This is a genomic window from Bartonella sp. AP20NXHL (assembly GCF_042196165.1).
Lineage (GTDB): Bacteria > Pseudomonadota > Alphaproteobacteria > Rhizobiales > Rhizobiaceae > Bartonella.
Map to the genome: position 1 here is coordinate 90,570 of NZ_JBHIPV010000009.1, position 12,451 is coordinate 103,020.

The window sequence follows — 12,451 nt, forward strand, 5'->3', positions numbered from 1 at the left end:
TCAAAAGAGTGCATCCTTCCCCTCAACGGAAACTGCCGAACCCTCATGAAGCAGTATCCAATCCATAAGAGGATGCACTCTAGCCCTCAAAAAGAGTGCATCCTTCCCCTCAACGGAAACTGCCAAACCCTCATAAGGCAGTATCCGATCCATAAGAGGATTCACTCCGCCTTCAATAGAGTGAATCCTTCCCTTCAAGGGTTTTACTCAATTTTCATCGCATCTCATTATTTATGAACCCTCATTTTTATGAATCCTTGGTCAAAGGCACAAAAGGAAGTTTTCTAGCGACTGCCGTATCACCCATCTTATGGGATTCCACTTGCCTACAGAGCTTTCAAACCTTTTTACGCCTTCATAAAATCGAATCTAAAAGAATTCATTAAGGCAATTAAGGGTAAATTTTGTCAAAATATAGACAAAGTTTATTCTTTTTTGTGATTGTTGTATTTTTACTATAGTTATTTAAATCGAATTTATATATGATACGTATCGATATTTATTTATCGAAATAAATATAGGAGAAAAACTATGAATATCAGATATTTTTTCATAGCGGGGGCTATCACAAGTGGTTTAGCTCTCGCGATTCAAAAATCTGATCGTATAGTCAATAAACAGCCCTCTCCTATTGTTGCACCTTATACTATTGAGAAAACAAATTTACAGTTTGTTAAACAAGTAAGGGACACATCGGATACATTGAATATACTGAGAGTCAGTAATAGAAGCGCATCAGAACAAGCATCAATAAACGATATATACGAGAAAGGAAAAAGTTTATTGAATGCAATAGCTAGTTTTTTAGGATCAATTATTATATATTTCATACAACTTGTTTCTACTAGAGTATAAGCTACAAAAAGTTCTTAAAGTAAAGTTATATACATTTTGTATATATTGTAAAACTTAAATAAAAAGGCCCTTTTTAAATGGGGCCTTTTTTAGTTTAATTTTTCCTTTGTTTTAGTTTAATTTTTATTGTGTTTTTATTTTTATTGGCCAAATATCACAGCCTTCAAAAGTGCCATTTTTTGCCTTCCTCTCCCCTCAAATGACAAAGGCTCTAACCCTTAAAGGCTCTAACCCTTAAAGCTCCCCCATAGCGCTTTAATCAATGAGAATCCGCAATCCTTTTATTCTTCTTGTTCTTCCCAAAAATTCCTCTGTTTCAAGAAAATGACCATGCATCCCCTACATCATCGGATTGGCTTACAGATCTCCATGAAGCAGACTGAAAAACACAAAAATACCATATAAATTTTTGTATCAAGATCACCATACTGAAACGTTGTTGCAGCTTAACAAGCGCTGCTTCATTGGCAAGAACAGCTTAAAGACAAAAAACACCTCAAAGGAAAAAGACCCTAACACTGCTCAAAAATGCCATTTTTTGCCTTCCTCTCCCCTCAAATGACAAAGGCTCTAACCCTTAAAGGCTCTAACCCTTAAAGCTCCCCCATAGCGCTTTAGTCAATGGACCTTTCCCTCATACCGCTTGAATAAGGCACTTGAATAAGCGATAATTTATGAGCATTTTCTAACAAAACAACAGAACAGTCTTAAAGAAGAGAGTAGAATTTATAATTGATTTTTCCCCCTATTCTTGAGGATCAAGCTATTTCCAGTCTATTTTTTAAAATCTTGGCTATTCTTCTTGATTTTTCGAGCCCTTTATTTGGCTCTGGTAAGAAAGGTGTGAAAGCGTCTCAATCATGGCGCTTTCACATCTTTTAAATAAGAGTGCTTTCCTTCAACAGGAGAGTACAACACTAATCAATTTTTATATCCATAAATGCAGGTTCACCATCTTTAATATAAGTAATATCAGGAGCATGTTTTACCCCCTCTGCTTCAAACACGAACTGTTCATCACTCACATCAAATCCTTGTTCCCTTAATTCTTGTTTTTTCTCCTCGACTAATTTTTTATGAAAAGCACGTTTTTGATTACACGTATTAGGGGATCTCACTCTGAAAAGCTGATAGTCCATGGCTATAGACCACTTCTCAGCAACCCGTTCCAGTAGATCGTAACTGAACTTTCCTTCCCTTTTCACTTCTTGAGCGATCACCATCGCGCGTTCCAAATGGACTTTTTCAATGGTTTCATCAAAGCCAAGCTTCTCCCCTGCCGTAAAACTTTCGTCATAAGAAGCTAAAGTCTCAACATCGCCCAGTAAGGCAAGAGCAGCAAGATGCAGCAAAGCATAAGGTGCGAGCTCTATGTCATCATCCGGTGCCCAAGATAAAGAGTCTTTTTCCCAAGGGGGAATACCATATTGAGAGCGAAACATTTCATGCAAAGAATCATCTTCCATTGTCCATTTTAAAGTTTTATCGAGTGCTTTCTTTAAAAGCTGGACGCTCACTTTTTCTTCAAAAATTTCCAATCCATTGGGTACAAAATTCATAAATACCGTTGGAACAACCCCAGAATTATGAGGATTAATCGTCTGACAAGCCGCCGCAAAAATACCGCTCATAATTAAAAGTCCGCGATCAAAAGGCGAAAATTCTTCCACTCGTTTCTCGTTATAAAGAAACTGCACTTCGCGATCTGGTAAAAAGAGGGTTGCCAAATAATCTCCCTTTCCCTCGATTTCCACCGACCATCCCAAGCTTTTTAAAAGCCCTGTTGCACTTTCTATCGTGAGAATTTCATCATCATCATCATAATCGGCAGAGAACTCTTTTTCCTTTAGTTGCAAACGCCTCTCCTGCACCACAGCTTCATCTTTCCAAAACTGCTGCGTTGCAAGATCATTTTCTTTAAGCACTCTTTCCAGCTCGCCTTTCACTTGGAAATTCATTTTCATCCGTTTAAAGACAGAGGTATAAAGAGCTAAAATAAGCATGATAATGATCATGCAAATAACAATCATCACCCAAAACAGGGGATCTAATAGAAATACGGCTATAGGATCACTGTTCATTTTTCCCCTCTCAGTCTTTACAAAGCCCGTGCGACAGAGAGCTTATGTGCTCTCGCACCGAGATTGCTTCTTCTAGTTTCTGAATATTTTTTCGCAACTCACCCGTCACTTTGGTGCGAAGCCATAACATAACCGGAATAAAAATAATAACACAAACCGTTATGATGTCCGTTGTTTTAAAGAGAACGGCATGCACAACATATTGCCACCCTGTCAGCTGCCAATTCAATACACCTGGTATTTCTAGAACCATTTTCCACATGATAATGAGAACCGCAATAGCAAAGATAATTTTATAATCCTTTGCTGAGAGCAACGCTTGCTGGAGCGAAAAAGAATGCACTCCTTTATGCGTTTCTTGCTCTGATGCCCAATTTTGCTCCTTCATGTATTCCCCTCTCACTCTTTGAAAAGACCCGTGCGACAGAGAGCTTATTTGCTATCACACAGAGATTGCCTCTTCTCGTTTCTGGATTTTTTTCCAATTTACGCATTATGATGATGCAAAACCCAAATACCACCGGAATAAAGAAAAGTACACAGGCCATTATGGTTTGCGTCATAATAAAAATTATAATATTCCTGCTACCTTGCCACCCTCTTACCTTCCTCACATTGCAAACAATAAAGATTTTCAAACCACGCCAATCTGTAAACAATAGTCACAATTCAGCTTTTTCTTCCCAAAAATTCTCCTATTTTCAAGAAAATGACCCTGCAGCCCCACTTCAATAGGATTCATTTCAAAGCTTGAATGAACAAGGCTCATAAAAATACGAAAACAACCCATATATCGCGAACACCTACAAGCAAAACCGTTCCTTCCTCACGCCTCAAACGATAAAGTAAGTCCCAAGCACTCACTCTAGGCTCTAAACCCCATGGGCTCTTATTCCCTTAAATCAATACTAATCCATAATCGGCTTTTCTTTCACTCAATGCCACCCTCAACACTGCTCCTTAGAGCAATGTTTACGGACACCTCATGAAAGAGCACCAAAAAATATCAGAGGCAAAATGGTATAGAGAGCAATCCCTATAAAGGCTGAATCTCTCATAATTTCTTCATTATTTTTTCCCTCTCATGACTTCTCAAACGCTGTATCCTGTTCTTGCAAGACGTTTTTCAGTTCTTTTCTTAAACAGCGATACGTTCTCACCTGCTTAAAGACACCATAATAAAGTTGTAAAATCATCATAGGAATACAAGCAACCACCAATGTCACGCACATAAGCACGAAACTGAATATTGTAACAAGAATATCGTCCATTTTCCACTTCACACTTTCTTTATATCGATCCTTTTGATCGGTTATTTTACCCCGTTGCTGATCTATTCCTTTCAATTTCCGAATATTTTTTACCAACAAACGCCGCAATATGAAGCAGAGTATAAACATAACTGGGAACAAGACCCAAACACACACTGTAATAACTTTCCAAAACGCATACAGAGAGAGAAAAAGAGGTGTATCCTGCCACCCTGTCAAGTTCTCTTGGCTACCCAAAGATGAGAGAAAGAAAATCCTGTTCCATAGCTCAATAATGAGAGAGAGAAAACAAATGACAACATGCTCTCGCACAGAAAAAATACTTTTTTCGAAAAAATGGCGCAGTCCATTATAAAATGCTGAATTTTTCCCCTTCATTGCTCTTCCTTTTTTTATGAAAAACGCATTTCTTTATCTCATGCCCGCTCTTTTAAGAACCACGAAAAGTGCGATGCATGGCGCTTCCCTTGTTTTCAACAAAAACCCCCAACTTTCTAAAAGCGCGGTTGCTCTTCCCAATGATTAAGAGCATCCTCCTCATTACAAACGAAAATAGGCTATCCTCTTTGCCAGATGATTTTCCAACCATCCCCTCTTCTTGTGTCACGAGAGCTTCTAAACATTGCCTCTTACCCCTCACGATAGCTACAAAAGCGCCTTGTCACTCTCTTTATCTTACGCGTTTTAATGCCCGTCTCACTTTACGATACGTTCTCACCTGCTTGAAAACAAAATAGTAAAATTCTAAAATGAGCATGACAACACCCGCAGGAAAAAAGACGTTTAGCAGAAATATCAACCAAAAGTATACGATAAAAAAACAGCTTATTTTTTCTCTATTGTTTTTTACTGGATTATTTTGTTGATCGATTGTGTGACCCCGTTGCTGGATAGCCTCTTCTAACTGCTGAATCTTTTTTTTCAACAAATACGTTAAGATGAGATAAAGCACCAATAAAACAGGCATCAAGGCAACAACAACCACCATGATGACTTCACGCAGCACAAAGAGCGCCACAAGAGTGCTATCCTGCGATACACTCAACGGCCACTTGGCTTCTAATGGGATCAAAAGAGCTTTATAACCTATCCCAATAAGGATAGAAATAAGACAAATAATCATATGATCTTTATAAGAACGAAATGATTTTCCAAAAAAAAGAGAGCACCGTTTGTTATAAAATGTGGAATTTTCCCCCTTCATTTGCTCTTCCCTTTTATGCAACTGTTTGTCCCTAACTTTATAAGGACACGCATAATCTCTCAAAGCACAATTGCATCCATTATCGTCAAACAGAACACCCCAGAAAATACTCGTATTGCATATTCATGTTGCCAATAGTTTTGCCAATTCACGTGCTTGTTTTAAAGAAATCTCTCAACACTTCCAAACCAACGCGCGTACACCCCATTTCATGAACAGCCCCCATGAAAGGGATAACAATAGCGCTCCCATGAATATATCCCCTTACTATAAACTCTATCACTACCATTGTTTCAATAAAAAATGTAATCCGGCACCATTCATATACGCCCCCTGCGGCCTCTACAATAGCCTTACCCTCCCTTGCAACAAGCTACGCCATAACTCGTTCCTCAACACGGACAACCCCATTAGCCTAAGGCTCCCTGCAACAACCCCACCCCTGCCCAAAAAACAGCCCTATCTAGCTTCTACGATAGCCTTTATCCCTTGAAAAGACAGAAGCATTTTTATTCTTTTCTCAATTGTTTTCGGACCCCCCACTTAAGACATGAAAAAAGGAACTTCCATTGATTTGCAAATGATCGCGCAATAAGAGCATTTGAAATGAGAAAATCTTACAACTTTCTTATTCCAATTAAAAAGGATCAATGATCATTCAAAATATGACGATATATTCCATTCTTCATTGGGGATCTTGCAAGCCAATAGCTTAGAATATATTCATCAAAGCGCTTCTAAGACAGAGAGACAGCCGCAATTCTTGAGATCAAGCATTTTAATATTAATGAAAGCACTAACATTCCCTTGCAAATTTGAGGTGTTGTTTTGTCAACAATCTTGTTAGCATGGATTGATTCTATAACTATGCGATATCAGCACAATTGCTCTTTATAAACAGCATTGATACGCGCCATTTTACTCACACTTCTTTATAAGCCTTGCGTTATAGGCTTGTGGGGAAAAGATAAAGGAGAATCCTGTTGAATATAGCAATTATTTTGGGGTCTGTGCGTCAACCTTCCTTAACAAGAACTTTAGCCAATTATTTAGCGGATTGCCTCATAAAGCGGGGTGCATCACTTCAGTGGGTTGATTTGCGTGAACAGCCCTTGCCGATGACAGATCCCGATTATCATCAGCAGGTAGAGGCTAATCCAAGTGCTGCGGTCCGTGAGTTTGTAAAAACCATTGCAGCGGCTGATGGCGTTATTCTAGCAAGCCCCGTTTATCAAGGGTCTTATTCGGGTGTTTTAAAAAATGCTCTTGATAATTTGAGCTATAATGCCTTTTTAAATAAACCTGTTGGACTTATCTCTCATGGGAGTACGGCCAAAAAATGTGCACAACCGTGTGAGCATTTAGTTCCGGTGGTGCACACGCTTTATGGTTATACACTCCAATGTCAAATCGCCTCTTCCAACGAAGATTTTTCCTCAGATGATGAAGGTCGTACTTGGAAAGTTACAAGTGAAGAGGTACAAACACGTTGTGAAAGACTTGCTGATGAAATGTACACATTTTTAAAGCAAAGAGGTGGGATTTAAAGTAATAAGGGAGGGGGCATGAAAAAAAAGGATGCGCACTATCGTTATTTAGTGGTAGGGGGCACAGGGATGCTAGCCCCTTTGTATCAATCACTAAAGCCGCAAGAAGTGATTATTGCTGCACGCTTTCTTTCCCATAAAGTCCAGCTTGAGGCATTGCACAACAAACAGTTGTGTGTGTCGTTGGATTATGATTGTGCGGCATCAAAGGCGCAATTTTTAGAAGCTGTGAAGCAATGGCATGATCTAAAATATTGCATATTATGGATTCATTCGCCCGCCTATGCATTTTCTTGCGCATTAATTGAGCAGTTGGCTCTTTTGCCTAAACCGCCATGTATTCTTCATATTTTTGGTTCCAACATGCATGATCAAATGATCCTCGAGTGCGCGCGCAAAAACAAGGTTGATTTTATCCCCATTCAATTAGGACAAAAAACAACGCCCAAAGGTTTACGATGGCTGACCCATAAGGAGATAAGCCAACAGGTACTGGATGCCATAAAAAACCATATGAATAAACAAAACTTATGATCAATACCTATGGCTTTGCAAAGAAGCAGTACCCCTTCAATCTCTATCCATACCCGAACACCCTCTTGAATAGCCCATACTCTCTTACATCATAGGCTTTGAGAACGAACAATCCCCCTCCCTTACGCCTCTAAACAGCATGCCTATATCAACAGCTCCAAAACCAAACGTTTTTCTAACCCTTCTCACACGGGCTTATCCCCTTCTCACAACCATCACAGCCCTTGAGCAACCACACACCGTTTTACAGTTTCACGTTTTTACGATTTTGCAAATTCACAGAAAACAAGCAAACTTCCGATAAACAGCCCCATTAAAGCCTATACAAACCTATCATCAGCCTATTCATTGCCATCAACCCTTTTCCCCCAACGCCCTCCATTCCTCCATTCCCCCATTCCAATTTTGACGCATTGCACAATCCAACCTTTACGCCTCCATTGGCACCCTCTTCTCCCCATATCCGCCCCACAACCATCACGGCTCTTGAGCAACCACACACCCTTTTACAGTTCCACGTTTTTACGATTTTGCAAATTCACAGAAAACAACAAAACTGCCGATAAACCGCCCCATTAAAGCCTATACAAGCCTATTACAAACCTATCACCAGCCTATTCATTGCCATCAACCCTTTTCCCCCAACGCTCCCCATTCCCCCATTCCCCCATTCCAATTTTGACGCATTTCACAATCCAACCTTTACGCCTCCATTGGCACCTTTTCTCCCCAACCGCCCCACAACCGTCACGGCTCTTGAGCAACCACACGCCCTATTACAGTTTCACGCTTTTACGATTTTGCAAATTCACAGAAAACTAGCAAACTGCCGATAAACCGCCCCATTAAAGCCTATCACCAGCCTATTACAAACCTATCATCAGCCTATTCATTGCCATCAACCCTTTTCCCCCAACGCCCTCCATTACCCCATTCCCCCAATTCCCCATTCCCCCATTTCAATTTTGACGCATTGCACAATCCAACCTTTACGCCTCCATTGGCACCTTTTCTCCCCATATCCTCTCCACAACCATCACGGCTCTTGAGCAACCACACACCCTTTTACAGTTCCACGTTTTTATGATTTTGCAAATTCACAGAAAATAACAAACTTCCGATAAACCGCCCCATTAAAACCTATACAAGCCTATTACAAACCTATCATCAGCCTATTCATTGCCAACAGCCCTTTTCCCCCAACGCCCTCCATTCCCCCAATTCCCCATTACCCCATTCCAATTTTGACGCATTGCACAATCCAACCTTTACGCCTCCATTGGCACCTTTTCTCCCCAACCGCCCCACAACCGTCACGGCTCTTGAGCAACCACACGCCCTATTACAGTTTCACGCTTTTACGATTTTGCAAATTCACAGAAAACTAGCAAACTGCCGATAAACCGCCCCATTAAAGCCTATCACCAGCCTATTACAAACCTATCATCAGCCTATTCATTGCCATCAACCCTTTTCTCCCAACGCCCTCCATTCCCCCATTACCCCATTCCAATTTTGACGCATTGCACAATCCAACCTTTACGCCTCCATTGGCACCCTCTTCTCCCCATATCCGCCCCACAACCATCACGGCTCTTGAGCAACCACACACCCTTTTACAGTTCCACGTTTTTACGATTTTGCAAATTCACAGAAAACAACAAAACTGCCGATAAACCGCCCCATTAAAACCTATACAAGCCTATTACAAACCTATCATCAGCCTATTCATTGCCATCAACCCTTTTCCCCCAACGCCCTCCATTACCCCATTCCCCCAATTCCCCATTCCCCCATTTCAATTTTGACGCATTTCACAATCCAACCATCCTCCATTGGCACCTTTTCTCCCCAACCGCCCCACAACCGTCACGGCTCTTGAGCAACCACACGCCCTATTACAGTTTCACGTTTTTACGATTTTGCAAATTCACAGAAAACTAGCAAACTGCCGATAAACCGCCCCATTAAAGCCTATCATCAGCCTATTACAAACCTATCACCAGCCTATTCATTGCCATCAACCCTTTTCCCCCAGAGATCAGCGTAAAATGAGAAAAACAATCGATGCCCTCCTCCCAAGCCGTGAAGCAATGGCATGATCTAAAACTTATGCCTCCCCCATGACACGAGCACTACATGCGCTTTTTCAGCGCTGCGTTTAATTGTTTGGTAACCTTGTAATACGAGATCAAACGCTTGATAAAAGAAATATACAGTGCCACAATGGGTATTGTTAAGAAAAAATCAAAAACACCCCCCAGCAGAATGATCAAAATCACCGTCCAAAATGCCGCTATTTCGTAATGCATTTTATCCCCTTCCCTTTATAAATTGATTGATTGGGTTGCTTCAGTCACTTCTTCCAACTGCTGAATCTTCTTTTTCAATCGATGAGTTAAAATTTCACGAAGGATCACAACAACAGGGATCGTTGCAAAAATACATACCGATAAAAAAAACCAGAAAAACAAGAGAATGATAATATATTCAAATCTGCTCTCATCTACCTTAGCAGCTATCCCTTTAGAGAAAATCACATAGACATAAGCTTTGAAAAACATAATGATGAAAGAGAGGCATGCGTGGAGGATATAATCTTTGCGTGAAAAAGCGAGCCATTTTTTTAACGAATAGAAACTTATCTGTGTTTCTAGTGCTAAGTTTTGCGGCACTCTCTCTTTTTCTTTTCCGCTTTTTTCAAAGAAACAAAAACGCTGTGGATGTTCTTTCATCAAACGTCTTTGTTTTTTCACTCTGTAATAGAGCCTCAAACGCTTGATTAAAGAATAATAAGGCGCCACAATAATCATATTCACAAAAATGGCAAAAACTGTAACTGCATTTAGAAGAAAATATCCAACCGGCAGAAACAAAATAAAAAACGCGATCTCACCCCTCATGTGTATAACCTCATTGATTAATCTCTTGCTGCTTTATTTTTTTTTAGTTTTTTCTTTATTTTTTCCAATTTACGCTCTTTAAAACGACAAATGCCCCACAAAATAGGAAGGGGTGTGAGAAGACAAAACCATATCAACACTGGTAAGAGAAAAATAAGAGAACCAATTCCTTCCCATCTTGTCCATTGCAACGGCTGTACCAGAGACTTTGCACCCGCAGGAACTTCTAAAGCCATCATGATAAGGCATGTACAAAACATGATAAAAAAGCGGTGCCCTATTATTTTACACCGTCCCACCCCTTTACGCCTTTCCACTGAAGACACCATAAATTTTCTAAATGAAAAGAAAGACTCTTCAAATGTTGCTTTTTTCTCCTGCATTGTTCCCCTCTGCTTTTACGCTTCGCGCTTTTTACGCTCTATTTTTAGGTTTAAGCTCTTTTTAATTTATCTAAACGCTTTATTTTTTCTCAATAATTTTTTTCCTCAACCCTAATTTCTACATCCATATATTCTAACTCCCCATCCTTTATGTAAAGAATATGAGGACGATAGTTTTTTCCATCAACCTCACAAATCGCGTCCTTTTCGTAAACAAAATATCCCTGTTGCCTTAATTCTTCTCTTTTTTCCTCGATCAAATTTTCATAAGAATCTCTTCTTCTATTGCACAAATTGGGATCTGTAGCTCTAAAATATTCATAGCTCTCTACCTCCATGGAAAAATCCTTTGCCGCCTGTTGAAGCAAATCGTAACTGGGTTGCTTTGTCTTTTCTACCGCTTGAGCGATCACCATTGCGCGTTCCAGATGCTCCTCTTCGATGCTTGTTTCAAAGCCCAGCTTCTCACCTTCCATAAAGCTTTTGTGATAAGAGTGTAAAGTTTCAACATCGCCCATCAAAGCCAGAGCTGCAAGATAACGCAGGGAATAAGAAGCCAACCGAGGGACCACAGTTTTGTTTTCCCAAGGCAGGATTCTATATTGAGAGTGAAGCATCTTGCCAAGATCAACCTCAGTCATTGCCTTTTCTAAAGCTTTCTCGAGTGCACGACGTAAACATCCAACGCTTACCTTTTCTTCAAAAATTTCCACCCCCTTCACATCAAAACTCAATTCAAGAGCAATCAAGCCTCCAGAATTATAAGGGTCTATCGTTTGGCAAGCCGCCGCATGAATACCAGAAACCACCGCAATTGCACAATCAAATCGCGGATACCCCTTCTCAGCATTATAAAGAAACTGCACTTCACGATCTGGTAAATAATAGGTGGCCAAATGATCCCCTTTTCCCTCAATTTCCACCTTCCACCCCAAGCTCTTTAAAAGCGCCGTTGCACTTTCCATCGTTAAGATTTCCTCATCAGAAAGAGAAAACTCTTTTTCCTCAGATAACAGCTTAATCATCGGCGTTGCTCCACTAGACGGCTCAAAAGCGATAGGTTGTTCAAGCACGCGGCTTAATTCTTTTGTCACTTGGCAATACAGTCTCACCCGCTTGAAAGTAGAGTAATACAATGCCCAAATAAACATCATGACCACAGCAGAAAGCAGCGTGAAAAGCGTCAAGCCCACACCCCACGAGAGTACAACAATAATATCCATCATTTTAATATCTATCATTTTCCCCGCCCCTTCATGCGCTGTTTTGTTGAGAAGCGGTTTTTCTCCGCTTCCAGAGTGCTTGATCCAACTTATCAATCTTTTCTTTCAACAGAACCGTGAAAATGATACGAACCACAAAGGCAACAGGGATGAACAAAAAAATAAACCATGATATAAGCTCCATAATTAACGAGAGAGCTGCCACGACATCCCCTTCCCACTCCGCCAACTTCCACCCAAGCAACATGGGTACGAAGCGAAGAGCCATTCTTAAAGCTGCCACAATGAAAGCAATACAAAAGATGACTTTATAATTTTTGCGTGTCAGAAACGCTTCTTCAAGCGAAAAAGACCGTAATTCTTCATCCAATGATGCATTTTTTCCATTGCCCCTCATTTTTTATCCCTCATTTGTTTCAATTTTCAAGCCATTTTCATGAACCGAAGCTT

At 40.3% G+C, this 12,451-nt stretch carries 17 protein-coding genes; 3 read left to right on the forward strand and 14 right to left on the reverse strand.

Annotated features, from left to right (window positions below; all coding sequences use genetic code 11):
* Positions 1 to 153 carry a hypothetical protein gene (locus tag ACFILL_RS06585; RefSeq protein WP_375681086.1) on the reverse strand — a complete coding sequence of 51 codons (153 nt, stop codon included), beginning with the start codon at positions 151 to 153 and terminating at the stop codon, positions 1 to 3.
* Between the two features lie 378 nt (positions 154 to 531).
* Between ACFILL_RS06585 and ACFILL_RS06590 the strand changes: the two genes are divergently transcribed.
* Entirely contained in the window at positions 532 to 855 is a 324-nt protein-coding gene (locus tag ACFILL_RS06590) for a hypothetical protein (RefSeq protein ID WP_273790865.1), read from the forward strand.
* Between the two features lie 917 nt (positions 856 to 1,772).
* On the opposite strand, the gene ACFILL_RS06595 is transcribed toward ACFILL_RS06590, so the two are convergent.
* The 5 genes from ACFILL_RS06595 to ACFILL_RS06615 all read right to left on the reverse strand — a co-directional run bounded on the left by ACFILL_RS06595 (position 1,773) and on the right by ACFILL_RS06615 (position 5,411).
* Entirely contained in the window at positions 1,773 to 2,936 is a 1,164-nt protein-coding gene (locus ACFILL_RS06595; protein WP_375643481.1) for a DUF6990 domain-containing protein, read from the reverse strand.
* Between the two features lie 10 nt (positions 2,937 to 2,946).
* Positions 2,947 to 3,324, reverse strand: coding sequence for a hypothetical protein (locus ACFILL_RS06600; protein ID WP_375643480.1), 378 nt, complete (start codon positions 3,322 to 3,324; stop codon positions 2,947 to 2,949).
* A 694-nt stretch (positions 3,325 to 4,018) separates the two neighbouring features.
* Entirely contained in the window at positions 4,019 to 4,585 is a 567-nt protein-coding gene (locus ACFILL_RS06605) for a hypothetical protein (protein ID WP_375643479.1), read from the reverse strand.
* A 52-nt stretch (positions 4,586 to 4,637) separates the two neighbouring features.
* Entirely contained in the window at positions 4,638 to 4,847 is a 210-nt protein-coding gene (locus ACFILL_RS06610; RefSeq protein ID WP_375643477.1) for a hypothetical protein, read from the reverse strand.
* A 30-nt stretch (positions 4,848 to 4,877) separates the two neighbouring features.
* Positions 4,878 to 5,411 carry a hypothetical protein gene (locus ACFILL_RS06615; protein ID WP_375643476.1) on the reverse strand — a complete coding sequence of 178 codons (534 nt, stop codon included), beginning with the start codon at positions 5,409 to 5,411 and terminating at the stop codon, positions 4,878 to 4,880.
* Between the two features lie 983 nt (positions 5,412 to 6,394).
* Here ACFILL_RS06615 and ACFILL_RS06620 point away from each other — a divergent pair.
* Together ACFILL_RS06620 and ACFILL_RS06625 are read left to right on the forward strand one after the other, a co-directional pair.
* Positions 6,395 to 6,958 carry an NADPH-dependent FMN reductase gene (locus tag ACFILL_RS06620; protein ID WP_273790873.1) on the forward strand — a complete coding sequence of 188 codons (564 nt, stop codon included), beginning with the start codon at positions 6,395 to 6,397 and terminating at the stop codon, positions 6,956 to 6,958.
* An 18-nt stretch (positions 6,959 to 6,976) separates the two neighbouring features.
* The gene (locus ACFILL_RS06625) at positions 6,977 to 7,492 is read left to right on the forward strand and encodes a short-chain dehydrogenase (protein WP_375637680.1); all 516 of its coding nucleotides are present in this window, start codon (positions 6,977 to 6,979) and stop codon (positions 7,490 to 7,492) included.
* 313 nt (positions 7,493 to 7,805) lie between these two features.
* On the opposite strand, the gene ACFILL_RS06630 is transcribed toward ACFILL_RS06625, so the two are convergent.
* From ACFILL_RS06630 to ACFILL_RS06665, 8 genes are all read right to left on the reverse strand, one after another.
* Complete coding sequence (locus tag ACFILL_RS06630; protein WP_375643475.1) at positions 7,806 to 7,994, reverse strand: hypothetical protein; 189 nt, start codon at positions 7,992 to 7,994, stop codon at positions 7,806 to 7,808.
* A 112-nt stretch (positions 7,995 to 8,106) separates the two neighbouring features.
* The gene (locus ACFILL_RS06635) at positions 8,107 to 8,256 is read right to left on the reverse strand and encodes a hypothetical protein (RefSeq protein ID WP_375681088.1); all 150 of its coding nucleotides are present in this window, start codon (positions 8,254 to 8,256) and stop codon (positions 8,107 to 8,109) included.
* A 121-nt stretch (positions 8,257 to 8,377) separates the two neighbouring features.
* Complete coding sequence (locus ACFILL_RS06640; protein WP_375663576.1) at positions 8,378 to 8,545, reverse strand: hypothetical protein; 168 nt, start codon at positions 8,543 to 8,545, stop codon at positions 8,378 to 8,380.
* A gap of 379 nt (positions 8,546 to 8,924) precedes the next feature.
* A complete protein-coding gene (locus ACFILL_RS06645; protein ID WP_375681089.1) occupies positions 8,925 to 9,104 on the reverse strand; it encodes a hypothetical protein in 180 nt (59 codons plus the stop codon).
* A gap of 715 nt (positions 9,105 to 9,819) precedes the next feature.
* Positions 9,820 to 10,395 (reverse strand): hypothetical protein, encoded by a 576-nt coding sequence (locus tag ACFILL_RS06650; RefSeq protein ID WP_375643473.1) that lies wholly within the window; start codon positions 10,393 to 10,395, stop codon positions 9,820 to 9,822.
* Between the two features lie 17 nt (positions 10,396 to 10,412).
* Entirely contained in the window at positions 10,413 to 10,778 is a 366-nt protein-coding gene (locus ACFILL_RS06655) for a hypothetical protein (protein WP_375643472.1), read from the reverse strand.
* 89 nt (positions 10,779 to 10,867) lie between these two features.
* A complete protein-coding gene (locus tag ACFILL_RS06660) occupies positions 10,868 to 12,004 on the reverse strand; it encodes a DUF6990 domain-containing protein (protein ID WP_375643524.1) in 1,137 nt (378 codons plus the stop codon).
* A gap of 28 nt (positions 12,005 to 12,032) precedes the next feature.
* Entirely contained in the window at positions 12,033 to 12,398 is a 366-nt protein-coding gene (locus ACFILL_RS06665; protein ID WP_375643471.1) for a hypothetical protein, read from the reverse strand.
* Positions 12,399 to 12,451: the final 53 nt, after the last annotated feature.